Genomic DNA, 23,259 nt, shown 5'->3' on the forward strand with positions numbered 1-23,259 from the left:
GCCACCGCTGCGGGAGCGCCGTGTACAGGCTGGGGGTTACTGGCCACCGCCGCCGCCCTGCCGCCGCTGGCCGCCGCTGCGCTGTCCACCCGCCGCCGGTGCGGAACCGTCGCCTGCCGCGAGTTGGCCGGTGATGACTTCCTGCCCCGGCTTCAGATTGCCCGACAGGACTTCGGTGACGGTGCCGTTGGTATCGCCGGTGGTGATCTGCACCGCCTGCGGCGTACCGTCCGCGCCCTTCACGTACACCGTCTGCTGCGCGCCGCGGCCGAGCTTCGCGGTCCGCTCCGGCCGGTCGCGGCGGGGCCGGAAGGTCAGCGATCCGGCGATGCCGCCCTGCCCGCCACCGGCACCCGCCGCCGCGGGCTTGAACCGCAGCGCGGCGTTGGGCACCAGCAGCGCATTGTCCTTCGCCGACGTGGTGATGTCCGCCGTCGCCGTCATGCCCGGCCGCAATATGCCGTCCGGGTTCGCGACCGTCAGGTCGGCGGCATAGCTGACCACCTGTCCAGTCGTCGCCGTCGCACCCGTCGTCGATGTCGACGCCGTCGCCGCACTGACGGTCAGGTTCGATCCCAGATCAACGCGGGTGATGATCGCCGGAAAGGTGCGGCCGGGAAACGCATCGACGGTGAAGTTCGCCTTCTGGCCCAGTTCCACCTCGCCCACGTCCGCCTCGTCGATCGCGACCTCCAGCTTCATCTTGGTCAGATCCTCGGCAATCACGAACAGCGTGGGCGTGTTGAACGACGCCGCGACGGTCTGACCGGGATCGACCTGTCGCGCCAGCACCACGCCCGATACGGGGCTGCGGATGATCGCGCGCGACCGCTGCGTCTGCGACTGCGCCAGCTGCGCGCGGGCGGCGGCGACGTTCGCCTGCGCCGTCCTGAGCGCGGCGACCGCGCGCTGCGCGTTGGCGCGACCGGTCTGGAGCTCGGCGGCGGACGGCACACGCCCGTTCGACAGCTTGTACACCTCCTCGAGCCGGCGAAGCTGCGCATTCGCCTCCGCGACGGTCGCCTGCGCCTGCGCGACGCCGGCCTGATTGGCGGCGAGCTGGGCCTGACCGGCGCGGATCTGGTCGTCGATCTGCTCGGGATCGATCAACGCCAGCGCCTGCCCCGCCGACACGCGGTCGTTGACGTCGACCACGACGCGCGTGACGAGGCCCGACAGTTGCGACCCGACCGTCACCTGATTGGTCGGCGCCAGCTTGCCCGTCGCCGATACGCTGACCGTCAGATCGCCGCGCGATACCGGCGCGGTCGAGTAATTGACCGCTTCCGACCCGCCGAAGCATTTCGACAGCAACAGCCCGAGCAGCACCACGCCGATCGCGACGAACACCCATTTCACATAGCGCCGCCATGCCGGCACGGGCTTCACGCCCAGGAATTCGTCGGTGTTCGGGTCGGCCATCAGCGGGTTTCCGTCACGTTAGTGGCCCGGACGGTGTCGACGTCCGGTATCGTATTCGCGTCCCAGCCGCCGCCGAGCGCGACGTAGAGCGCGACCAGCGCCGTCGCGGCATCGGACCGCGCCTGCGTCAGGCCATTGCGGGCGGACAGCAACGCCGCCTCCTGCTGGTTGAGCGTGGTGAAATCGGTCAGGCCGGATCGGTACTGGCTGCGGCTGAGGATCGCGGAATTGTTGGCCGCGTCCAGCGCGATGGCGAACTCCCGCTCGCGCGCCTGCGCCGTGGTCAGCGCGACGATCGCGGTTTCGACATCCTCCAGCGCGAGCAGGACGGTGCCCTTGTACGACGCCAGCGCCGCCTCCGCGATCGCCTCCTGCCCGCGCACCTGACTGCGCAGCCTGCCGCCGTTGAAGATCGCCTGCGTCAGCCCCGCGAACAGTCCGCCGGTGATCGCGTCGCCGATATTGCCGATCGAGGTCGCATTGGTGTTGATGTTGCCGGTGATCGCCAGCGCCGGATAGAGCCGCGCCTTGGCCACCCCGATCTGCGCCGTCGCCGCCGCCAGCGCCCGCTCCGCCGATCGCACGTCGGGCCGCTGGCGCAGCGTGTCGGCAGGGATGCCGATGCCGACCGACGCGGGACCGGCCGGGATCGGCTTCGCCGCGACGAGTTCGCCCTTCAGCGCGCCGGGGGCCTGCCCGGTCAGAACGCCCAGCCGCGAGACGGCGGCGTTATACTGCTGTTCCAGCGACGGGATCGTCGCGGCGGTCTGCGCCCGCTGTACCCGCGCCTGTTCGCTGTCGAGCGACGAGACGAGGCCGGCCTGCACGCGGAACCCGGCGATCTCCAGATTGTCGTCCTGCAACGTCAGCGACGCGCGGGCATTCGCAATCTGCGCCTGAAACGCGCGCGCCAGCACGTAATTGCGCGCCGTCTCGCTCTGCACCGTCTGGATCACGCCGGCATAATCGTACCCGGCGGACTCGTACTGCGCCCGCGTCGCCTCGACGGTGCGGCGCAGTTCGCCGAAGATACCGACCTGCCAGCTCGCCGACAGCCCCACCGAGAAGTTGTTGGTGCCGCCGCCGCCGGTGTCCACCACCGTCCCGTCCGGCAGCGTGAACGACCGCCCGCCGCCGCGCAGATTCTCGTTGCGCTGATATCCGGTGGATCCGGACACCGTCGGCAACAGACTGCCCCGGCTCTGCACCAGCGACTCCCGCGCCTGACGCAGCCGGGCGATCGCCTGTGCGACATCGGTGTTGTTGGCGGCTGCCTGCTCGACCAGCCGGCCGAGCACCGGATCGTCGAACCGGTTCCACCACCGCGTCAGATCCTCGCGCGTCGGCGCACCCGGCACCGAATACGCCTCCGGCACGCCGAGTTCAGCAGCGGTCCGAGGACGATAGTCGGGACCGACGCTGCACGCGCCAAGCGTCGCGGCGGCGGACAACAGGATGACGCGGGCACGGACCATGCACGATGGATGGCGGGACGGCGGCGGAGCGTCCAGCGCTTTTGTGTCGCAGTTTGTCGCGGGACTCCCCTGCTCCCGCTCCGATCCGTCCCCCTACTCCAGCTCCAGGATCACCTGATCCACCGACAGACTCTCGCCCGCCTTCGCCTCCACCGTCTTCACCACGCCCGCTTTTCCGGCGCGCAGAATGTTCTCCATCTTCATCGCCTCGACCACCGCCAGCGGCTGACCCGCCTCGACGCGGTCGCCCTCGGCGACGTCGAGCCGCACCAGCAACCCGGGCATCGGCGCGAGCAGAAAGCGCGACAGGTCCGGCGGCACCTTTTCGATCAGATGTTCGGCATAGGCCGCGATCCGTGCCGGCAGCACGCGCGCGACATGGCTCGCGCCGCGCGTCGACAGGCGGAAACCGCTGCGCACCGGCTCCAGCTTCACCGTCAGCGGCACCTCGTCGACCTCGACCTCCACGATCCGGTCGCCCGGCGTATATTCCATCGCCAGATCGATCGGCTTGCCGTCCACGACGATTCCGTCGGTCGATACCGCGACCAGATGGTCGACCCCGTCGATCCGCACCGTCCAGTCGGCGGGCGGGCGCAGCGTGCGGCCGAGTTGGCCGTCGATCCGCCGCGCGCGATCCGCCTGCGCTGTCGCCCCGAACGCCGCCACCGCCGCCAGCGTCCTCAGCAATTCCGCCGAAGCGGGGGCACCGTGGAAGCCGTCCGGATATTCCTCCGCGATGAACCCCGTCGTGATCGCGCCCGAGCGGAAGCGCGGATGCTGCATCAGCGCCGACAGGAAATCGAGGTTCGTCCCCGGCCCCTCGATCTCGAACGCGTCCAGCGCCGCGACCTGCGTATCGATCGCCTCCTCGCGCGTCGGGGCCCAGGTGATGAGCTTGGCGATCATCGGGTCGTAGAACATGCTGACCTCGCCACCCTCGACCACGCCGTCGTCGACGCGGACGTAGGGCGTGCGGTCATCACCCTGTCCGGACGAATAGGGCGCGGCGGACGACTCCGGCGGCGCATAGCGCACCAGCCGCCCGATGCTCGGCAGGAACCCGCGATACGGGTCCTCGGCGTACACGCGGTTCTCGATCGCCCAGCCGTCCAGCCGCACGTCGTCCTGCCCGAACCCCAGCGGCTCGCCCGCCGCGACACGGATCATCTGTTCGACCAGATCCAGCCCGGTGATCGCCTCCGTCACCGGATGCTCGACCTGCAGCCGTGTGTTCATTTCGAGGAAGTAGAAACCCTGCCCCGTCGTATCCGCACCCGACACGATCAGCTCGACCGTGCCCGCCGAATAATAACCGACCGCCCGCGCCAGCGCGACCGCCTGCTCGCCCATCGCGCGGCGCATGTCGGGCGTGACGAAGGGCGACGGCGCTTCCTCGACCACCTTCTGGTGCCGCCGCTGGATCGAGCATTCGCGCTCGCCGAGATAGACGATGTTGCCATGCTGGTCGCCCAGCACCTGTATTTCGATATGCCGCGGCGATTCGATGAACTTCTCGATGAACACGCGGTCGTCGCCGAAACTCGCCAGCCCCTCGCGCTTGGTCGGCTCGAACCCCTCGCGCACGTCCTGCTCGCCATACGCCAGCCGCATGCCCTTGCCGCCGCCGCCGGCAGACGCCTTCATCATCGCCGGATAGCCGATGTCGGATGCGATCCGCACCGCCTCGTCCGTGTCCGCGATTTCGCCAAGGAAGCCCGGCACGACATTGACGCCCGCCGCCTTGGCCAGTTTCTTGGACTCGATCTTGTCGCCCATCGCGGCGATCGCATTCGGCGGCGGCCCGACGAACGCGATCCCCGCCTCCGCGCACGCCCGCGCGAAACTCTCCCGCTCGCTCAGGAAGCCGTAGCCGGGGTGGATGCAGTCGGCGCCAGTCTCCTTCGCCGCCAGCAGGATCAGCTCCGCCTTCAGATAGCTCTCCGCCGCCGGTGCCGGCCCCAGCCGCACGGATTCGTCCGCGAGCAGGACATGCGGGCTGCGCGCATCCGCATCGGAATAGACCGCGACGGTGGCGATCCCCATGCGCTTGGCGGTCCGCATGACGCGACACGCGATTTCGCCGCGATTGGCGACCAGGATTTTCTTGAACATCCTCTTCTCCCCTCCCGCCCGGCGGGAGGGGAGCTATTCCGCCGCCACCCGCATCGGCTCCGCGCCCGCCATCGGCGTCAGGCCCAGCTTCGCGAACAGCGCGGCGTCCGCGCCGTCGCCAGCATTGCCCGTCGTCAGCAGCTTGTCGCCCGTGAAAATCGAGTTCGCGCCGGCCATGAAGCACAAGGCCTGCGTCGCCTCCGACATCGACTCCCGCCCCGCCGACAGCCGCACCATCGACAGCGGCATCGCGATCCGCGCCACCGCCACCGTCCGCACGAACTCGATATCGTCGATCTTCGCCATCGGCGTGCCTGCGAGCATATCGCCCAAGGGCGTGCCCTTCACCGGCACCAGCGCATTGACCGGAACGCTTTCGGGATGCCGCGGCAACGTCGCCAGCGCGTGAACGAAACCGACGCGGTCCTGCCGCGTCTCGCCCATCCCGACGATCCCGCCGCAGCACACCGAAATCCCCGCCTCGCGCACGTTCGCCAGCGTATCCAACCGATCCTGAAAGGTCCGCGTCGTAATGACGTTGCCGTAATTCTCCGGCGAAGTATCGATATTGTGGTTGTAGTAATCGAGCCCCGCCTCGGCCAGCCGCTGCGCCTGCGCCGGCTCCAGCATGCCCAGCGTCATGCAGGTCTCCAGCCCCATGTCGCGGACGCCCTCGACCATCCGGACGATCGCGTCCATGTCGCGGTCCTTCGGGTTGCGCCACGCCGCACCCATGCAGAAACGCTGCGACCCCGCCGCCTTCGCCTCCGTCGCGCTGGCCAGCACGGCGTCGACATCCATCAGCTTCTCCGCCTTCAGGCCGCTGTCCGCGCTGGCGGATTGCGAGCAATATCCGCAATCCTCCGGGCAACCGCCGGTCTTGATCGACAGCAACGTGCAAAGCTGCACCTCGCCCGCCGCGTGATGCGCGCGGTGGACGGTCTGCGCGCGGAACATCAGTTCGTCGAACGGCAGGTCGAACAGGCCGGCGATTTCCGCGCGGGTCCAGTCGGTGCGCAGCATCGGCGCGACAGTGTCGGGGCGTTCGGCAGTCAGGACAGTCACTCGGGCGAACTCCAGTCGATCATGTACGCCGCGCGCCTTAATGGCCGCGCGCGCTCCGGTAAAATCGTCACGCCGCGTCCGCCTCGGCGGGTGGCATGTTGTGGCCCAGCAGGCGCAGCACTTCTTCCGCTGCCGCGATCAGGTTCGTGCCCGGCCCGAAGATCGCCTGCACCCCGGCATCGCGCAGGATCTGGTAATCCTGCGCCGGGATCACTCCGCCCGCGATCACCTTGATGTCCGCCCGACCGGCGTCCCGCAGATGCCCGATCAATTCCGGGATCAGCGTCTTGTGCCCCGCCGCCAGCGACGACGCGCCGACCACGTCGACATCTTTCTCCAGCGCCAGCACTGCCGCCTCCTGCGGGGTCTGGAACAGCGGCCCGGGCACGATCTCGAAGCCCAGATCGGCGAACATCGACGACACGAGATTCGCCCCGCGGTCGTGCCCGTCCTGCCCCATCTTCGCCACCAGCATCCGCGGCTTGCGCCCCAGCCGCCGCTCCGTCGCATCGACCCCGTCGGTCAGCCGCGTCCAGCGCACGTCGTCGCCATACGCGCCGCCATAGATGCCGCTGACCGGCGTCGGCTGCGTCCCGTACCGCCCGAACGCGACCTCCATCGCCGCCGAAATCTCGCCCAGCGTCGCCCGCGCCCGTGCCGCCTCGACCGCCAGTGCCAGCAGATTGGCGCTACCCGCCGCCCCGTCGCGCAACGCACTCAACGCCGCCGCGCACGCCGCCTCGTCCCGCGATGCACGCACGCTCGCCAGCCGCGCGACCTGCGACTCGCGCACCGCGACATTGTCCACGTCGAGGATGTCGATCGGGTCCTCGTCCTTCAGCCGATACTTGTTGACGCCGACGATCACGTCCTCGCCGCGATCGACGCGTGCCTGCCGTGCCGTGGCGGCTTCCTCGATCATCGCCTTGGGCCAGCCCCTGGCGACAGCGGCGGCCATGCCGCCCTCCGCCTCGACGCGTTCGATGATCGCCCACGCCTTGTCGACCAGCTCCTGCGTCAGCGCCTCGACATAATAACTTCCGCCGAGCGGATCGACGACCTTGGTCATCCCCGTCTCTTCCTGGATCACGATCTGCGTGTTGCGCGCGATCCGGGCGGAAAAATCGGTCGGTAGCGCGATCGCCTCGTCCAGCGCGTTGGTGTGCAGCGACTGCGTCCCGCCCAGCATCGCCGCCATCGCCTCGATCGTGGTGCGGATGACGTTGTTGTACGGGTCCTGCTCCTGCAACGACACGCCGCTGGTCTGGCAATGGGTCCGCAGCATCTTCGACCGTTCGTCCTTGGCGCCGAGATCGGTCATCACCCGGTGCCACAGCGTCCGCGCCGCGCGCAGCTTGGCGACCTCCATGAAGAAGTTCATGCCGATCGCGAAGAAGAACGACAGGCGACCGGCGAACTTGTCGATGTCCAGCCCCGCCGCCATCGCCGCACGCGCATATTCGCGGCCGTCGGCGATCGTGAACGCCAGCTCCTGCACCTGCGTCGCGCCGGCTTCCTGCATGTGATAGCCGCTGATCGAGATGCTGTTGAACTTCGGCATTTCGGCGGATGTATAGGCGATGATGTCCGCGATGATCCGCATGCTGGGTTCGGGCGGATAGATATACGTGTTGCGGACCATGAACTCCTTCAGGATGTCGTTCTGGATGGTCCCGTCGAGCAGCTTACGGTCGACGCCCTGTTCCTCGCCCGCGACGATGAAGAACGCGAGGATCGGGATCACCGCGCCGTTCATCGTCATGCTGACCGACATCTGGTCGAGCGGAATGCCGTCGAACAGGATCTTCATGTCCTCGACGCTGTCGATGGCCACACCGGCCTTGCCGACATCCCCGGTAACGCGCGGATGATCGCTGTCGTAACCACGATGCGTCGCCAGATCGAACGCGACCGACAGTCCCTTCTGGCCCGCCGCCAGATTGCGGCGATAGAAGGCGTTCGATGCCTCCGCGGTCGAGAAGCCCGCATATTGCCGGATCGTCCACGGCCGCCCCGCATACATCGACGCGCGCACCCCCCGCGTGAACGGTGCGAAGCCGGGCAGGCCGGGATCGGTGGTCGCGTCCGCCGCGGTGTAGAGCGGCTTGACGTCGATCCCCTCCGGCGTGCGCCACGTCAGGTCGCGACCCTTCACCTCCTTCGCGGCGGCGGCATTCCAGTCGGTCAGCGTCGGCTGCACGACGGGTTCGGGCTGCGCCGGCGGCGGCGGTGCGGCGCCGGCATCCTCACCGATATTGGTCTCGATCTCGGCCATCTACTCGCCCTTGAACACCGGCTTGCGCTTTTCGAGGAAGGCGCGGCCGCCCTCCATCGAGTCCGCGGACCCGCGCGCCGCGCGCTGGTTCTCCGCCTCCGCCAGCATCGCCGCCGCGTAATCGCTCTCCAGCGCCGCCGACAGACCACGCCGCATCAGCCCCAGCGCCACCGTCGGCCCCGCCGCCAGCCGCGCCGCCAGCGCGAACGCCTCCGCGTCCAGCGCGTCGTCCGCGACAACCCGGTGGATCATGCCCCAGTCGAGCGCCTTCGCCGCCGGGATCTTCTCACCCAGCATCATCATCTCCGCCGCCCGCGCCCGCCCGATCAGCCGCGGCAGCATCCACGACGCGCCGCCATCCGGGACCAGCCCGATATTGACGAACGCCTGCAGGAAATACGCACTCTCGCCCGCGACGCAGAAATCCGCCGCCAGCGCCAGCGAACAGCCGATCCCCGCCGCCGGCCCGCGCACCGCGCTGACCACCGGCACGCCCAGCTCCGCCACCGCGAGCATCCCCGGATTGTAATGCTCCGTCAGCGCCGCGAACGTCGCATTGCCCGGATCGTCAGCGCCCAGCGCCCCGCCCGCGACATCCGCGCCCGAACAGAAGGCCCGCCCCGCCCCCGGGATCAATACCGCCCGCGCGCCGCCCAGGTCCGCCAGCGCCGCGCGCAGTTCGTCGAACATCGCCGGTTGCGCGGCGTTCAGCCGCTCCGGCCGGTTCAGCGTCACGACCAGCACGTCACCGCGCCGCTCGCTCAGGATATGCTCGTACCCGGCCATCAGTGGCTCCCGTCCCGCGGCGTTTCCATCAGTTCGATCAGCAGCCCGCCAAAGTCGCGCGGATGCACGAACACGATCGGCGTCCCGTGCGCCCCAACCCGCGGCGCCCCCAGCACCCGCGCGCCCTTCGCGACCAGATCCGCGACGGCGACGTGGATGTCGGGCACCTCGAAACACAGATGATGCTGCCCGCCGGCCGGGTTCTTCTTTAGAAACCCGGCGATCGGCGACGCGTCGTCCAGCGGCTGGATCAGTTCGACCTGCGTATTCGGCGCATCGACTAAACACACCCGCACGCCCTGGTCGGGCAGATCGAACGGCTCGCCAATGACGGTCGCGCCCAGCAGGTTGCGGTACGTCTCCACCGAGGCCTCAATAGACGGCGTCGCGACCCCGACATGGTTCAGGCGGCCGAGGGTCATCGATCGTTACCAAACACGCGCGGTCACTCCTGGATCAACGCGGCGACCCGCGCCAGCGCAAGCGGTTTGTATCCCGTGATCGTCGCAAGCGGTTGTCCTGCCCTATCGTATACGAGTGTGCGCGGTATCAGATTATCGGACCGCCCGGTCAGCTTGCCGACCAGCGCTTCTGCCATCACGGAGTAGTCGGCGGGACTCAGTCCGGCGGCCTGAAGAAAGTCGGCGCGATCCTCGGGGATTGCGCGATCGTCCCGAACATTCAGCGCGACGAAGTTGATCGCAGCGGGTCCAACTGCTTGTCTGAGCCGTTTCAGATCGGGCGCCTCCTGACGACAGGGGCCGCACCAACTTGCCCAAAGATTAATGACCGTCGGTCGTCCACTACGAACAATGTCGCGCAACTGGGCACGCCGCCCATCGGGCATGGTTACGGGCAGCGTACCGCTCGATGCCAAGCCAGGAGGCAGAGGCTCGCTGTCGAATCTGCGCGCCGCAACGAACAGCATAGCACAAGCAGCTAGCAGCAGCACCGCAAAGCCTATCCAGAGCCGCTTCCAAAGCTTCCACGTTCTCGCGTAGTTCGGAGTAGCGGCAGTCGAAAGATCCTCCGCCATCACTCTTCGATCCGCCGCTGACGTGACGCCATCGCTGCGCCTTCGATCACGCCTTCCAACCGGCTGACGCGGTCGCGGAGTTCCCCGTGCGCTTCGGCCAAGCGAGCAAAGGAGTCGGACTGGCTCTTCACGCTCTCCTTCAACTGCCGGATATCCTCCTGCATCATCAGGACCGTGCGTAGAGCTTGCAGCGCATCGCCGAAACCGCTCATGGTCGCGGAACCTCGCGAGCGAGCACGGCATCGACCCGGCGGTTGGCCTGCTCGATCGCGTCGATCGCCTCACGAATGTCGGCGCGCATCTTCGGTACAGCCTCTCGGACTTCGTGCGCCAAAACGACGAGTTGCTCCTCATCGTCCGTAACCGCCCCGGCGATGTAGCGTGCCGATGCCTCGCGGACGACATGGCCGACCGACTTGCCGTTGCTGGCAGCAAACGCATCCAGCGCAGCCTTATGATCCGGGGTCGTCAGAAACGTCACGCGCTCGGTCTGCATGTCGGCACTCCTTCACATGACCTTATAATGTTCAGGAGTGTAGCTCACAACGGGATGTTGTCATGCTTCTTCCACGGATTCTCCAGCTGCTTGCCCCGCAGCTTGCGCAGCCCCAGCGCGATCCGTCGGCGCGTCGAGTGCGGCTGGATCACCTCGTCGATGAAGCCCTTCGCCGCCGCCACGAACGGGTTGGCGAAGCGCGCCTCATATTCCGCCGTCCGTTCCGCGATCTCGTCCGGCGTCTTGCCGCGGAAGATAATCTCGACCGCACCCTTCGCGCCCATCACCGCGATCTCCGCGGTCGGCCACGCATAGTTCAGGTCGCCGCGCAGATGCTTGGACGCCATCACGTCGTACGCGCCGCCATACGCCTTGCGCGTGATGACGGTGATCTTCGGCACGGTCGCCTCGGCATAGGCGAACAGCAGTTTCGCACCGTGCTTGATGATGCCGTTATGCTCCTGCGCCGTTCCCGGCAGGAAGCCCGGCACATCGACGAACGTCACGATCGGGATCTCGAACGCGTCGCAGAAGCGCACGAACCGCGCCGCCTTCTTCGACGAATTGATGTCCAGCACCCCCGCCAGCACCATCGGCTGGTTCGCGACGATGCCGATCGTCCGCCCCTCGATCCGGCCGAAGCCGCACAGGATGTTGCCAGCGTGGGCGGGCTGAATCTCGAAGAAATCGCCCTCGTCGACCGTCTTGCGGATCAGTTCGTGCATGTCGTACGGCTGGTTCGCGGACGCGGGGATCAGCGTATCGAGGCTTTCCTCGATCCGGTCCCACGCATCGGCGGTCGGCCGCTCCGGCACCGGCTCGCGGTTCGACAGTGGCAGGAAATCGATGAAGTCGCGCGCCGCCAGCAACGCCTCGATATCGTTCTCGAACGCGACGTCGGCGACGCTGGTCTTGGTGGTGTGCGTGATCGCGCCGCCCAGCGCCTCCTGCGTCACGACTTCGTTCGTCACCGTCTTGACCACGTCGGGGCCGGTCACGAACATGTAGCTCGAATCCTTCACCATGAAGATGAAGTCGGTCATCGCCGGCGAATAGACAGCGCCACCTGCACATGGCCCCATGATGAGCGAAAGCTGCGGTACCACGCCCGATGCCAGCACGTTCCGCTGGAACACCTCGGCATAACCGCCCAGCGACGCCACGCCCTCCTGGATGCGCGCGCCGCCGCTGTCGTTCAGGCCGATGACGGGCGCGCCGACCTTCAGCGCCATGTCCATGATCTTGCAGATCTTGGCGGCGTGCCGCTCCGACAGCGATCCGCCGAACACGGTGAAATCCTGGCTGAACACGAACACCAGCCGGCCGTTGATCGTGCCCGATCCAGTGACCACGCCGTCGCCCGGCACGATCTGGTCCTGCATGCCGAAATCGACGCAGTTATGCTCGACGAACATGTCCAGTTCTTCGAAACTGTCCTCGTCGAGCAGCACGTCCAGCCGCTCGCGCGCGGTCAGCTTTCCCTTGGCGTGCTGGGCGGCGATCCTGTGCTCTCCGCCGCCCAGCTTCGCCGCCGCGCGTTTCGCCTCCAGCATTGCGATGGTAGACGACATGGCAGTTCCTCTCGCGGTCGCGGCAGCAGGCTTCCTGCCCGCGAGTCCGCCCCCGCGCAAATGTGAAGTTGCGAAGTTGCGAACGATGTTCTTGTAAACTACGCCGTAACCATGCCCAAGCCCCGCCTCTACGCCGGCCAGCAACTCCGCGACCTGCGCCGCGCCGCCGGCCTCAACCAGCGCGCGATGGCGACGCGGCTCGGACTGTCGGTCAGCTATCTGTCGCAGCTCGAAAGCGGTGAGCGCCCATTGACCGCCAGCGTCGTCGCCGTCCTCGCCCGCCACTACCCGCAGGCACTCGCCGCGATCGAGGGGGAGGCCCCCGCCCGCCGCCTCGCCGCGATCAACGCCGCACTGGGTTCTGATGCCGGCGCGCGGCTGGCGGAGGAACGCCCCGAGGTCGCCGACCGCCTGATCGCGCTCCACGAAGCCGCCCGCGCTGCCGAGGAGCGCCTCGCGCTGGCGGAGGAGACGATGACCACCGGCACCGCCGCGCGCCTGCCGTGGGAGGCAGTGCGCGACTGGTTTCACGAAGCCGGCAACTATATCGACCCGCTCGACCGCGCCGCCGAAGCGCTCGCCGCCGAACTCGGCGCGATCGAGGGCGACGCCACGCTGCTCGCGGCCCTCGCCCGCCACGGCGTGACGATCGGTTCGGACCGCGACGCCGACGCGCCGACCGCGCGCAGCGGCGACGGAACGCTCGTCCTCAACGCCGCCCTGCCCGCGGAAAGCCGCCGCTTCCAGCTCGCGCATCGCCTCGCCGCATTGTCGTTCCCCGACATCGTCGCCACCGTCATCGAAGCATCCGAACTGGAGAGCGAGGAGGCCCGCCGCCTGCTCCAGATCGGCCTCGCCAACTACGCCGCGGGCGCGCTGCTGATGCCCTATGTCCGCTTCCGAACGTCGGCGCGCGAAGTCCGCCACGATATCGACCGGCTCGCCCGCCGCTTCGGCGTCAGCTTCGAACAGGCGTGTCACCGCCTGTCGACGCTCCAGCGCCCGCACGCGGAGGGCGTGCCCTTCTATTTCTGCCGCGTCGACATGGCCGGCAACGTGACCAAGCGCCACTCCGCCACCCGCCTCCAGTTCGCGCGCTTCGGCGGCACCTGTCCCTTATGGATCGTCCACGAAGCCGCCGCGATCCCCGATCGCATCCTCGTCCAGCATGCGGAGACGCCCGACGGCGTCCGCTATGTGACGATGGCGAAGGGGCTGGTAAAACCATCCGGCCGCTTCACCCGCGCACCCCGCCGCTATGCCGTCGCGCTGGGGTGCGAGGCGGTGCACGCCGCCGATTTCGTCTATGCCGATGCCGTCGACCGCACCGGGCCACCGACGCCGATCGGCACCTCCTGCCGGCTCTGCCCCCGCCCCGACTGCGACCAGCGCGCCTTCCCGCCCGCCGACCGGCGCATTGCGGTGGAGCCCGAAACACGGCGGATCGTTCCCTACAGGATCGTGTAGCGCAGGAGCGCCACGCCCGGCTGAACGTCCCGTTCAGGAACAGCCACCCCCCGCCGCCCGTTACGCCGCCATGGACCTTCCCCCACCCCCGATCCCCGATCCCGCGCGAACCAGCCTGTTCCTCGATTTCGACGGCACCCTCGTGAACCTCGCCCCGACCCCCGATGGCGTCGTCGTCAGCCCCGAACTCGGCTCGCTCCTGAAACGTCTCGGCCAGACGATGCCCGGTCGTGTCGCCATCGTCAGCGGCCGCTCGATCGCGCAACTCGACGCGATGCTAGGCGAACACCTGACCGGCATCGCCGTCGCAGGCAGCCACGGCACCGAGCGCCGTACCCCGGACGAGGGGCATGTCCTGCCCGACCGCACCGCCCCCCTCGAATGCGCGGTCGAGGAACTGCGCGCCTATGCCGGGGCCAACGACCTGTTGTTCGAGGACAAAAGTCTCGGCGTCACCCTCCACTACCGCAACGATCCGTCGCGCGAGGCCGCCGCGATCGCGATGGCGGAGGAGGTCGCCGCCCGCCACGGCCTCCACGCCGGCCACGGCAAGATGATGGTCGAGGTCCGGCTCTCCGGCGACAAGGGCAACGCGCTCCGCACCCTGCTCGACTCCGCCGCGATGACCGGCACCGAACCGTGGTTCCTGGGCGACGATGTGACCGACGAGGACGGGTTCGCCGCCGCGCAGGCGCTTGGCGGCGCGGGCATCCTCGTCGATCCGCCCCGCACCACCAAGGCGCGATACCGGCTGGACGACGTCGCCGCCGTTCACCGCTGGCTTGCCGCCGTGGCGGATAACGCCGCCGATGCGGCCACGGAGCCGGCGGCATGAGCCGCCTCGTCGTCATCTCCAACCGCGTCGCCGTCCCGAAACAGGGCGAAAGCGGCAATCAGGGCGGCCTCGCCGTCGCGCTGCAATCGGCATTGCGCCAGCATGGTGGCCTCTGGTTCGGCTGGTCGGGGGAGACGACCGAACAGTTCACCGGTACCATCCACGATGCGGAGGGCGACGGCGTCACCACCGCGACGATCGACCTCGAGGAACAGGATATCGAGGAATATTACAACGGCTTCGCCAACCGCACCCTGTGGCCGCTGTTCCACTACCGCATCGACCTGACCGAGTTCGAACGCGATTTCGAGGGCGGCTATCAGCGCGTCAACCAGCGCTTCGCCGACACCGTCGCGCCGCTGATCGGCGACGACGACCTCGTCTGGGTCCACGACTATCACCTGATCCCGCTCGGCAGGAAGCTGCGCGAAGGCGGCCTGCGCAACCGGCTCGGCTTCTTCCTGCACACGCCGTGGCCGCCGACGCGGCTCCTGACCGCGCTGCCCAGCCACCGCAAGCTCGTCGAATCGCTCTTCGCCTACGACGTGGTCGGCTTCCATACCGAGGACTGGCTCGACAGTTTCCACCACTACGTCACCAGCCTGATGGGCGGCACCGTCGACGGCACCCGCGTCACCGTCGGCGACCGCACCATCTGCGCGATCATCGCCCCGATCGGCATCGACACCGCCGAGTTCGAGGCCGCCGCCACCTCCGAAGAAGCCCGTTTCGCGCGCGAGCGGATGTATATGTCCGCCACCGGCCGCAGCCTGATCGTCGGCGTCGACCGGCTCGACTATTCGAAGGGCCTGCATCAGCGCTTCCTCGGCTACGAACGCTTCCTCGCCAGCCAGCCGGAGCGGCGCGGCCTGACCAGCTTCCTCCAGATCGCCCCGCCCAGTCGGGAGAAGGTCGATACCTATCAGGAGATTCGTGGCGACCTCGATGCGCTGTCGGGCCGGATCAACGGCGAATATGCCGATATCGATTGGACGCCGATACGCTACGTCAATCGCGGCTATCCGCGACAGGACCTTGCCGGCATCTTCCGCGCCGCCCGCGTCGCGCTGGTCACACCCCTGCGGGACGGCATGAACCTCGTAGCGAAGGAGTATGTCGCGGCACAGGACCCGGAGGACCCCGGCGTCCTCGTCCTGTCCGTCTTCGCCGGCGCCGCCGAGCAGATGAAGGACGCGGTGCTGGTCAACCCGTACAGCGCGGAGGAGATGGCCGATGCCCTCGTCACCGCCCTGACCATGCCGCGCGAGGAACGCATCCGGCGCTGGCAGGCCCTGATCGCCGGCGTCCGCGAACAGGACGTCTTCTGGTGGTGCGAACGGTTCCTGGACGCGCTGGAGGGCGTGGAGGAACACGAGATGGCGTGACAGGGCGGCGCGGGGTTCCCCTACACCGTCATCGCAGGGGAGCGACGCGACGAGACGACCACAGTCATGCCCGACCTGTCCTACACGACACCATTGCGGTATTCCCGACCATCGTCGCCGCACCCGTGCGGCGGGACCCGCTCTTTCCAAAGTCCGGCCCTCCTCCCGTCCTCCGCCACCCAAGTAGCGAATGGTCCCGCCTCCACGCGATATCCCGTGACCTTTGGGACCATTGGCGGGCCGGATCAGCCCGGCACCGCCACCGCGGCGGGCCGATCCGGCCACGTCACCCGCGTCCTCGGCAGCGCCTCCGGCATCTCCGTCCGCAGGAACGTCAACACCGCCTCGCGCACTTCGCACCGTAGGTCGAACGCGGTCGATGCGTCCTTCGCCGTCATAAGGCCCCGCACTTCGATCGCTTCGGGCTTCGTATCCGTCACCTGACAGTTCCAGAACCGCCCGTCCCACAGCGCGCTCGCCTGTACCGCCTCCCCCACCTTGGCGCGCAACCGGGCGATGTCGGTGGCCGGATCGACATGCCAGAACACGGAGCCGAGCAGCCGGCTCGTCTCGCGCGTCCAGTTCTGGAAACTGTCCTCCAGGAACTTCGACACCGGCACGACCAGTCGCCGCTCGTCCCACAATTTGATCGTGACGAACGTCAGCCGGATCTCCTCGATCCGCCCCCACTCGCCGCCGACGATCACCACGTCGTCCAGCCGGATCGGCTCCGTAAAGGCCATCTGGATACCGGCGATCAGGTTCTTCAGCGCTGGCTGGGCCGCCGCACCGACGACGAGGCCGGCGATGCCCGCCGATGCCATCAGCGTGACGCCGATCGATCGCACCGCCGGGATCGACAGCAGCATCAGGCAGGCCGCGATGAACGCCACGAAAAAGATCCCGATCCGCCCGAGGATCGCCGTGCGCGTCCTGACCCGGCGCGCGGCCAGATTGTCCTCGACGCTGACGTCGGCGCGAAGCTCCATGATCGCGACCATCGCGCGGATGAAGCCGATCGCCAGCCAGCCGAACAGCGCCGGCACCGCGAAGCCCAGAAACTGGTCCCAGGGCGAATCGTCGACTCGGTTCAGGCGCAGGAACCGGATCGCGAACTGCGCCGCGATCACCGCGAACAGCCATTGCGACGGCCGCCGGATCGACGCGACGATCAGCCCGCGTCCCTCCCGCGTCTTCGCCCGGCCCACCCGCTGCACCGCCCGCATGACGACGCCGTGCACGATCAGGCCGATCGCCACGGCCGCCGCGATCAGGATCGCATCTTGCAGCCATGCCCAGTCGGGCGGCAAATTCCATGATGTCAGTCTGCGCATCGCTCCCGAACCGGCACGGCGACACGCTTGTTCCGCAGTGCAGCATTTCGGAAGTGCACCGAATGCCGCCGAATGCCTCCGTTCTGCCGGACTGGTCCGGCAGAACGGAGGTCGGCGACGGTCTACGCGGCCGGCTGCGTCGGGGCGGCAGCCGCCGGAACCGGAGCGGCGGCACCGGCCGGCGGCGGCGCATCGCCGCGCGGCCCCTTCGGTCCGCGGTGATCCGGCCCCCGATGGTCCGGACCGCCATCGGGACCATGTCCCCGGCCCGGCGGCGGTCCCATCGGACGAAGCGAGGTCACTTTGTTCGCTCCGTCGACCAGGAACGATGCGCGCAGCATGCCCTTGTCGTACCGGCCCTGCACGCTGACCGTCTGGCCCGCGGTCACCAGTGCGGTGTCGTCGCCCGCCCGGCCCAGATCGACCAGCGCGCGGCCGGTGCCGTCATCGGCGATGAACGTGTTGCCGAACACTTCGGCGACCCGGGCGCGGACCGTGACGACGCCGGTGTCGGACGCGACGAGACTGCGGATCGGGACGGGCCGCATCGGGGCCATCTCAATCGACGGCTGCAGCGCATGGCCGGCGACGACGCCGGCGGTGCCACCGGCGGCGAGCAGGGCGACGGCGGCGATCGCCGCGCGGGTCTTGGTGGTGAAGGTGGGAAGGGGCATGATGTCATCTCCGTGGTTGATGTCCCGCTTCTACCCGGTCGCCGCCACGCCACGCTGAACCGCGCGGTTCAGTTTCGGTTTAGCCTCCACGCCTAGCGCGCCTGGGCTGGAGATAGGGGAGACGATGGTGCGCGTGTTGCTGGTGGAAGACGACACGGCTCTGGCGGAGGGGATCGCCCGCGCGCTCCGGGCCGAGCATTTCGCCGTCGACGTCGCCCGCGACGGCGAGGATGGCGGCCATCTAGGGTCGACCGAATCCTATGACGCGATCGTGCTGGATCTGGGCCTGCCCCGGCGCGACGGATTGTCGGTGCTGACGGAATGGCGGCGGGAGGGGCGGACCGCGCCGGTGCTGATCCTGACCGCCCGCGACGCGTGGTCGGAAAAGGTCCAGGGCTTCAAGGCCGGCGCGGACGATTATCTGACCAAGCCGTTCCGGGTCGAGGAGCTGGTGATGCGCCTGCGCGCGCTGGTCCGCCGCGCCGCCGGCCACGCCGCCAGCGTCATCGCCTGCGGCGCGCTGGCCTTCGATGCGCAGACCGGCCAGTTCGAGCTTGACGGTCTGCCGCTGAAACTGACCGCGTTCGAATGGCGCGTGCTGTCGGCGCTGATCCTGCGCCGGGAGGTCGTGGTGGAGCGGCTCGACCTGCTGGAGCGGGTGTACGAGGGCGATGCCGATGTCGATTCCAACTCGCTGGAGGTCATCATCGGTCGGCTGCGGCGCAAGATCGGCGCAGACCGGATCGAAACGGTGCGCGGCCGCGGCTACCGGCTGACGGCGGGATCGGCATGAGGTTGCTGCCAAAATCCCTTCGCGGTCGCCTGTTGGTGACGGCGGGCGCGGCGCTGGTCGTGGCGCTGGCCTTCGCCGGCGTGGCGATCGGGCACGTGCTGGAACGCTTCGTCACACAGAACCTCGATGCGCGACTGGACGCCCAGATCGCCGTCGTCGCCCGCGCGATCCGCCCCGACGGTCGCCTCGATCCTGTGATGGCAGTCGACCTGCCCCCGTTTGACCGCCCCGGCAGCGGCTGGACGTGGCAGATCGAGGGACCCGGCGGAACGCTGGCCTCCCGTTCCACCGCCACCCCGCCGCACAGGCTGCGTCGACGCGACCGGCATGCCGGCCCGGACGGTCCGCAGCCGTTCGAGGCACTCGCCCGTGACGGGGAACGGATCCACGGCCGCGCGCTGGTCGTGCCTACCGCGCTGGGCAACGCCACCGTCTCCGCGACTGGCCCCCGCGATCTGGTCGAACGGCCGCTGCACGAGGCGATCGTCCCGCTCGCGACCTCACTGCTGCTGCTGGGGGCTGGGCTGGCGCTGGCGATCCTGATCCAGCTGCGGCTCGGACTGAAGCCGCTGGACAAGGTCGTCGGGATGCTCGCCGAGGTCCGCAACGGACGGCGCGACCGCATCGATGTCGACGGGCCCACCGAACTGCGTCCCATGTTGGCCGAACTCAACGCGCTGATCGACGCGAACCGGCTGGCGTTGGAGCGCGCGCGTGGCCACACCGCCAATCTCGCGCACGGACTGAAGACGCCGCTCGCCGCGCTCCGGCTGGACATCGCCGCCGCGGGGCTGGAGGACACGCCCATCGCCGCGCACGCCGCCCGGATCGAGGGACAGGTCCGCCACCATCTCGGCCGCGCCCGCGCCGCGAGCCTCGCCGCCGCCAGCAGCGCCAGCGTCCCGCTCGCGCCGCTCCTGACCGATCTCTGCGGAGCGCTCGCCCGCATTCACGCCGATCGCAGCGTTACGGCGAAGCTGTCCGTCGCCGACGACCTGCTCGTCCGCGCGGATCGTCAGGACGTGGAGGAAGCGCTCGGTAATCTCATCGACAATGCGTGGCGCCATGCCCGAACGCAGGTGTCCGTGGCGGCCGACGCGGATGGCGGCATGGTCCGCATCGTCATCGCCGACGACGGCCCCGGCATTCCCGAAGACCGGCTGGCGGAGGTCGCCCGACCCGGCCAGCGACTGGACGAACGCGACGACGGCCACGGCTTCGGCATCCCGATCGCCCGCGAGCTGGTGGAACTCGCGGGCGGGTCGCTGACCCTTCGCAACGGTGCGGTCGGCCTGGACGTCGTGGTCGAGCTGCCCCTGGCGCACCCCCGCGCCTGACGCCTCAGTCGTAGGTCGCGCTCCACATCATCCCGGCGATATGCTCCGGCGTCAGCACCGACTTCACCACCGTCGCCACACCGTCCGCCACCGCCTGATGCGCCACCACTAGCGCGATGCGCTGCGCGACGTCGCGCAGCCGGTCGATCGGCGGCAGCAGCCCTGCGGCATTGCCCATCCCGCCCAGTTCGCCCAGCGCGCGGGCGGCGGCCATGAACATTCCGTCCGTCACCGCCAGCGCCCCCGCCGCGATCGCGCCCAGTCCGACGCCGGGGAAGATGTAGACGTTGTTGACCTGCGTCACGCCTTCGACTCCGAACGGACTTCCCGTGCCGACAAGCGCGCGGCCGTCGGTCCACGCCAGCAGGTCCGCCGGATGCGCTTCGGCGCGGGAAATCGGGTTGGACAGCGGAAAGATCACCGGCCGGTCGCAGCCGGCGGCCATCGCCCGCACCACCGGCTCGCCGAACGCGCCCATCTGGCCCGATGCCCCGATCAATACCGTCGGGCGGACGTTCACCACCGTGTCGAACAACCCGATCTGCTGCGATCCGCTCCGGGTCCATCCGACGACCTCCGCCGCGTCGCGCGCCAGTTTCACCTGCTGGTCGGGCAGGCGGGGGATATCGGACAGGATCAGTCCCTCGCGATCGACCGCCCATAGCCGCGCCCGCGCCGCCGCCTCGTCCAGTCCCTCGTCCATCATCGCACGGACCAGCATTTCGGCGACGCCGCTGCCCGCAGCCCCCGCACCGAACAATACGATGCGCTGTTCCGTCAGCGGGATGCCGGTATGGCGGATCGCCGCCAGCAGCGTCCCCGTCGCGGTCGCCGCCGTGCCCTGGATATCATCGTTGAAGCTGAGCAACGTGCCCCGATACCGCTCCAGCAGGTCGTAGGCGTTCTTGCCCGCGAAGTCCTCCCATTGCAGCAGCACGCTGGGGAATCGCTCGACCACAGCCTCCACGAAGGTTTCGACGAAGGCGTCATACTCGTCACCGCGGATGCGGGGATTGCGCCAGCCCACGTACAGCGGATCGTTGCGCCGTTCCGCATTGTCCGTACCGAGGTCCAGCAGGATCGGCAGCACCTCCGCCGGATGGATGCCCGCGCAGGCGGTGTAGAGCGCCAGCTTGCCGATCGGGATGCCCATGCCGCCGGCCCCCTGATCGCCCAGCCCCAGGATCCGCTCGCCATCGCTGACGACGATCACCTTCACCCGGTCCAGCGCGGGATCGGCGAGAATGTCGGCGATCTTGTCCCGGTTGGGATAACTCAGGAACAGCCCGCGCGGCCGCCGCCAGATCTCGCTGAACCGCTCGCACCCCTCGCCCACGGTCGGCGTGTAGACCAACGGCAGCATCCGCGGCAGGTCGTGCTGCACCAGCGCGTGGAACAGCACCTCGTTCGAATCCTGCAACTCGCGCAGGAAGGCATAACGGTGGAAATCGTCCGCCATCCCGTCCAGCGCCCGCCGCCGCCGGGCGATCTGGCTGTCGAGCGTGCCGACATGCGGCGGCAACAGGCCATGAAGTCCGAGCACGTCGCGCTCGGCTTCGGAAAAGGCGGTTCCCTTGTTGGTCAGCGGGTCGCCGAGCAGGGCGCGCGCGGCGGCATGGGCATGCGGAGCGATGACAGGTCTCCCTAGAACGATCAGAAGCGCAGGCTGAGCCAGCCGGCGAAGAAATCCGAACTGGCGTAGCCGGCTCGGGTCAGCGAAGGTCCGGCGGCCAGATGCTCGTAGCGGCCGGTGAACGACACGCGGGGCGTGATCGTCCAGACGATCTGCGCGCGCGTGGTATCGGCAATCTTGCTGTCGGTCACGTTCTGCGTGCCGGCGAAGGCGGTCCCGTTCGCCCGGTACACCGCATCGCGCACATCGTCGCGCCACGACCACTGATATTCCACGGTCGCGCGCACGCCCTTCACCGGCGTGAAGGTGAAGTTCGGTGCGAAGCCGATGAAGTTGGTCGGCGTCGCGAACAACTGATAGCTGTAGTAGATGTTGTTGCCGAACGGCGCGAGCGCGGTGCGCAATGTCCCGGTGCCATAGGCACCGCCGCCGCTGCCGTAATCGGCGTGAATGCCGATGCGGGGCGCGGTCTTGTCCTTGCCGAGCCGATAGGTCTGCGCCGCGAAGACCTGCCATGCCGACACGTTGCGGCCGTTATAGCTGCCGCCCTGATGATTGACCGTCCAGTCGATGTTCACCGGACCGGCATCGCCGTACAGATGCAGGCCGTAATAGCTCCGCTCCTCGCGCGCGGTCGTGCGTCCCCAGACGGCGTTGCGGTTGCGCAACCGCCAGACGAACGGATCGAGGTACAGCTTCGACCCTCCGAACAGCGTCTTCGGCAGGACGATGCCCGTCGACACGCCGGAAAAGCGCCGCGCCTTGTCGACATTGTCGTCGCTGGTGCCACCCAGGCCCAGCGCCGTCGTATAATAGTCGAAAAAGTCGGCGCGTAGCGTCTTGCCGCGGGTCCACGCCCGGACGCCGTTGTAGACGAAGAAGATCGTGTTGTTGTCGCGCGGCACGACCATCAGGTTGGGACCGTCGGCAAAGGTCTGGCGACCGTAGCGGATGCCGACATCGATGCCGTCGACCTGCGCGGTGGCGTCGACGAAGGATTGCTGCACGACCAGATCGTTGCGGAGCGTGCCGGCGACAGTCCCCAGATTCTGTCCGGCCAGGCCGCCATGCGCGATCTCGCCATACGCGCGGAAATGCGGACCGACATGCAGGTCTGCGCCGCCGACGATGCGGTTGATGTCCTGCCGCTGCGCCTCCGCCTCGCGCAGATTGGGGTTGGTGGTGGCGTTGACGCGCAGGCGGAACTCGCCGGACAGCGTCAGGTACACGTCGCCGTCGCTGTCGATCGGGATGTATTTCAGCCGGTCGAGGATATCGTCACGCTTTTTGGGATCGCGGAACCGCGTCCAGTTCTCCACCCAGCGCGACTGGTTGTAGCCGCCGGCGGTGACGCCGTCGCCGGCACCCTCGCCGGGATAGGATTCCGACAATGGTGCGGCGGCAGTGGGGTCAGTACGCTCCTTCGGTGCGATCGGCTGGCCCGGCGCGGCGGGTGCCGTCTGGGCTATCGCAGGGGCAGCGAGCAGGGCGAGGAGCGGGGTGGCGCCTATGGCGGCGCGGTGCAGGCGGATCATCGCATGTCTTTCTGGTGGAAGTCGC

20 protein-coding genes are annotated in these 23,259 nt (G+C 68.5%); 5 read left to right on the forward strand and 15 right to left on the reverse strand.

Annotated elements, in window-relative coordinates; translation table 11 throughout:
• Nucleotides 1-36 precede the first annotated feature (36 nt).
• From ASG07_RS10775 to ASG07_RS10820, 11 genes are all read right to left on the reverse strand, one after another.
• Nucleotides 37-1,422, reverse strand: a complete 1,386-nt coding sequence (locus ASG07_RS10775; protein WP_055845819.1) for an efflux RND transporter periplasmic adaptor subunit — start codon at nt 1,420-1,422, stop codon at nt 37-39.
• Nucleotides 1,422-2,897, reverse strand: a complete 1,476-nt coding sequence (locus ASG07_RS10780) for an efflux transporter outer membrane subunit (RefSeq protein ID WP_055845822.1) — start codon at nt 2,895-2,897, stop codon at nt 1,422-1,424. Before ASG07_RS10780 ends, ASG07_RS10775 begins: the two co-directional genes overlap by 1 nt.
• Nucleotides 2,898-2,990: 93 nt before the next feature.
• Nucleotides 2,991-5,012: an acetyl-CoA carboxylase biotin carboxylase subunit gene (locus ASG07_RS10785; protein ID WP_055845824.1), complete on the reverse strand. Its 2,022-nt coding sequence runs from the start codon at nt 5,010-5,012 to the stop codon at nt 2,991-2,993.
• Nucleotides 5,013-5,045: 33 nt separating this feature from the next.
• The gene (bioB, locus tag ASG07_RS10790; protein ID WP_082474747.1) at nt 5,046-6,035 is read right to left on the reverse strand and encodes a biotin synthase BioB; all 990 of its coding nucleotides are present in this window, start codon (nt 6,033-6,035) and stop codon (nt 5,046-5,048) included.
• 109 nt (nt 6,036-6,144) lie between these two features.
• On the reverse strand, nt 6,145-8,352 hold the full coding sequence (gene scpA, locus ASG07_RS10795) for a methylmalonyl-CoA mutase (protein WP_082474722.1): 2,208 nt from the start codon (nt 8,350-8,352) through the stop codon (nt 6,145-6,147).
• The gene (locus ASG07_RS10800; RefSeq protein WP_055845826.1) at nt 8,353-9,138 is read right to left on the reverse strand and encodes an enoyl-CoA hydratase-related protein; all 786 of its coding nucleotides are present in this window, start codon (nt 9,136-9,138) and stop codon (nt 8,353-8,355) included.
• On the reverse strand, nt 9,138-9,560 hold the full coding sequence (mce, locus tag ASG07_RS10805) for a methylmalonyl-CoA epimerase (protein ID WP_055845829.1): 423 nt from the start codon (nt 9,558-9,560) through the stop codon (nt 9,138-9,140). The genes ASG07_RS10800 and mce overlap by 1 nt, the downstream gene beginning before the upstream one ends.
• A 23-nt stretch (nt 9,561-9,583) precedes the next feature.
• Entirely contained in the window at nt 9,584-10,174 is a 591-nt protein-coding gene (locus ASG07_RS17505; protein WP_168377340.1) for a TlpA family protein disulfide reductase, read from the reverse strand.
• Nucleotides 10,174-10,386 (reverse strand): hypothetical protein, encoded by a 213-nt coding sequence (locus ASG07_RS17510; protein ID WP_055845833.1) that lies wholly within the window; start codon nt 10,384-10,386, stop codon nt 10,174-10,176. Before ASG07_RS17510 ends, ASG07_RS17505 begins: the two co-directional genes overlap by 1 nt.
• Complete coding sequence (locus tag ASG07_RS17515) at nt 10,383-10,670, reverse strand: hypothetical protein (protein ID WP_055845837.1); 288 nt, start codon at nt 10,668-10,670, stop codon at nt 10,383-10,385. Before ASG07_RS17515 ends, ASG07_RS17510 begins: the two co-directional genes overlap by 4 nt.
• Before the next feature lie 44 nt (nt 10,671-10,714).
• Complete coding sequence (locus ASG07_RS10820) at nt 10,715-12,241, reverse strand: acyl-CoA carboxylase subunit beta (RefSeq protein WP_055845841.1); 1,527 nt, start codon at nt 12,239-12,241, stop codon at nt 10,715-10,717.
• Between the two features lie 111 nt (nt 12,242-12,352).
• Between ASG07_RS10820 and ASG07_RS10825 the strand changes: the two genes are divergently transcribed.
• The 3 genes from ASG07_RS10825 (at nt 12,353) to ASG07_RS10835 (ending at nt 15,928) form a co-directional block, all read left to right on the forward strand.
• Nucleotides 12,353-13,708: a helix-turn-helix domain-containing protein gene (locus ASG07_RS10825; protein WP_055845844.1), complete on the forward strand. Its 1,356-nt coding sequence runs from the start codon at nt 12,353-12,355 to the stop codon at nt 13,706-13,708.
• A gap of 70 nt (nt 13,709-13,778) precedes the next feature.
• The gene (otsB, locus tag ASG07_RS10830) at nt 13,779-14,543 is read left to right on the forward strand and encodes a trehalose-phosphatase (RefSeq protein ID WP_055845847.1); all 765 of its coding nucleotides are present in this window, start codon (nt 13,779-13,781) and stop codon (nt 14,541-14,543) included.
• Nucleotides 14,540-15,928: an alpha,alpha-trehalose-phosphate synthase (UDP-forming) gene (locus tag ASG07_RS10835; protein ID WP_055845850.1), complete on the forward strand. Its 1,389-nt coding sequence runs from the start codon at nt 14,540-14,542 to the stop codon at nt 15,926-15,928. The genes otsB and ASG07_RS10835 overlap by 4 nt, the downstream gene beginning before the upstream one ends.
• Before the next feature lie 245 nt (nt 15,929-16,173).
• On the opposite strand, the gene ASG07_RS10840 is transcribed toward ASG07_RS10835, so the two are convergent.
• Both ASG07_RS10840 and ASG07_RS10845 read right to left on the reverse strand, forming a co-directional pair.
• The gene (locus tag ASG07_RS10840; protein ID WP_055845853.1) at nt 16,174-17,262 is read right to left on the reverse strand and encodes a mechanosensitive ion channel family protein; all 1,089 of its coding nucleotides are present in this window, start codon (nt 17,260-17,262) and stop codon (nt 16,174-16,176) included.
• 122 nt (nt 17,263-17,384) lie between these two features.
• A complete protein-coding gene (locus ASG07_RS10845) occupies nt 17,385-17,936 on the reverse strand; it encodes a hypothetical protein (protein ID WP_055845857.1) in 552 nt (183 codons plus the stop codon).
• A gap of 127 nt (nt 17,937-18,063) precedes the next feature.
• On the opposite strand from ASG07_RS10845, the gene ASG07_RS10850 reads away from it, so the two are divergent.
• Together ASG07_RS10850 and ASG07_RS10855 are read left to right on the forward strand one after the other, a co-directional pair.
• On the forward strand, nt 18,064-18,729 hold the full coding sequence (locus tag ASG07_RS10850) for a response regulator (protein WP_055846173.1): 666 nt from the start codon (nt 18,064-18,066) through the stop codon (nt 18,727-18,729).
• Nucleotides 18,726-20,066, forward strand: a complete 1,341-nt coding sequence (locus ASG07_RS10855; protein WP_082474726.1) for a sensor histidine kinase — start codon at nt 18,726-18,728, stop codon at nt 20,064-20,066. Before ASG07_RS10850 ends, ASG07_RS10855 begins: the two co-directional genes overlap by 4 nt.
• Before the next feature lie 4 nt (nt 20,067-20,070).
• Here the strand turns inward: ASG07_RS10855 and ASG07_RS10860 are convergent, their stop codons facing one another.
• Both ASG07_RS10860 and ASG07_RS17860 read right to left on the reverse strand, forming a co-directional pair.
• Complete coding sequence (locus ASG07_RS10860; protein ID WP_443024606.1) at nt 20,071-21,723, reverse strand: NAD-dependent malic enzyme; 1,653 nt, start codon at nt 21,721-21,723, stop codon at nt 20,071-20,073.
• The gene (locus ASG07_RS17860; protein ID WP_055845865.1) at nt 21,720-23,234 is read right to left on the reverse strand and encodes an alginate export family protein; all 1,515 of its coding nucleotides are present in this window, start codon (nt 23,232-23,234) and stop codon (nt 21,720-21,722) included. Before ASG07_RS17860 ends, ASG07_RS10860 begins: the two co-directional genes overlap by 4 nt.
• Nucleotides 23,235-23,259: the final 25 nt, after the last annotated feature.

This window comes from Sphingomonas sp. Leaf343 (genome assembly GCF_001423765.1).
In the GTDB taxonomy this organism is placed as follows: Bacteria; Pseudomonadota; Alphaproteobacteria; order Sphingomonadales; family Sphingomonadaceae; genus Sphingomonas.

What these genes read in the sequence shown, in the direction of transcription:
- ASG07_RS10775 (WP_055845819.1), bottom strand. Translation starts at nt 1,422, where the DNA reads ATGGCCGACCCGAACACCGACGAATTCCTGGGCGTGAAGCCCGTGCCG.
- ASG07_RS10780 (WP_055845822.1), bottom strand. Translation starts at nt 2,897, where the DNA reads ATGGTCCGTGCCCGCGTCATCCTGTTGTCCGCCGCCGCGACGCTTGGC.
- ASG07_RS10785 (WP_055845824.1), bottom strand. Translation starts at nt 5,012, where the DNA reads ATGTTCAAGAAAATCCTGGTCGCCAATCGCGGCGAAATCGCGTGTCGC.
- bioB (WP_082474747.1), bottom strand. Translation starts at nt 6,035, where the DNA reads ATGCTGCGCACCGACTGGACCCGCGCGGAAATCGCCGGCCTGTTCGAC.
- scpA (WP_082474722.1), bottom strand. Translation starts at nt 8,352, where the DNA reads ATGGCCGAGATCGAGACCAATATCGGTGAGGATGCCGGCGCCGCACCG.
- ASG07_RS10800 (WP_055845826.1), bottom strand. Translation starts at nt 9,138, where the DNA reads ATGGCCGGGTACGAGCATATCCTGAGCGAGCGGCGCGGTGACGTGCTG.
- mce (WP_055845829.1), bottom strand. Translation starts at nt 9,560, where the DNA reads ATGACCCTCGGCCGCCTGAACCATGTCGGGGTCGCGACGCCGTCTATT.
- ASG07_RS17505 (WP_168377340.1), bottom strand. Translation starts at nt 10,174, where the DNA reads ATGGCGGAGGATCTTTCGACTGCCGCTACTCCGAACTACGCGAGAACG.
- ASG07_RS17510 (WP_055845833.1), bottom strand. Translation starts at nt 10,386, where the DNA reads ATGAGCGGTTTCGGCGATGCGCTGCAAGCTCTACGCACGGTCCTGATG.
- ASG07_RS17515 (WP_055845837.1), bottom strand. Translation starts at nt 10,670, where the DNA reads ATGCAGACCGAGCGCGTGACGTTTCTGACGACCCCGGATCATAAGGCT.
- ASG07_RS10820 (WP_055845841.1), bottom strand. Translation starts at nt 12,241, where the DNA reads ATGTCGTCTACCATCGCAATGCTGGAGGCGAAACGCGCGGCGGCGAAG.
- ASG07_RS10825 (WP_055845844.1), top strand. Translation starts at nt 12,353, where the DNA reads ATGCCCAAGCCCCGCCTCTACGCCGGCCAGCAACTCCGCGACCTGCGC.
- otsB (WP_055845847.1), top strand. Translation starts at nt 13,779, where the DNA reads ATGGACCTTCCCCCACCCCCGATCCCCGATCCCGCGCGAACCAGCCTG.
- ASG07_RS10835 (WP_055845850.1), top strand. Translation starts at nt 14,540, where the DNA reads ATGAGCCGCCTCGTCGTCATCTCCAACCGCGTCGCCGTCCCGAAACAG.
- ASG07_RS10840 (WP_055845853.1), bottom strand. Translation starts at nt 17,262, where the DNA reads ATGCGCAGACTGACATCATGGAATTTGCCGCCCGACTGGGCATGGCTG.
- ASG07_RS10845 (WP_055845857.1), bottom strand. Translation starts at nt 17,936, where the DNA reads ATGCCCCTTCCCACCTTCACCACCAAGACCCGCGCGGCGATCGCCGCC.
- ASG07_RS10855 (WP_082474726.1), top strand. Translation starts at nt 18,726, where the DNA reads ATGAGGTTGCTGCCAAAATCCCTTCGCGGTCGCCTGTTGGTGACGGCG.
- ASG07_RS17860 (WP_055845865.1), bottom strand. Translation starts at nt 23,234, where the DNA reads ATGATCCGCCTGCACCGCGCCGCCATAGGCGCCACCCCGCTCCTCGCC.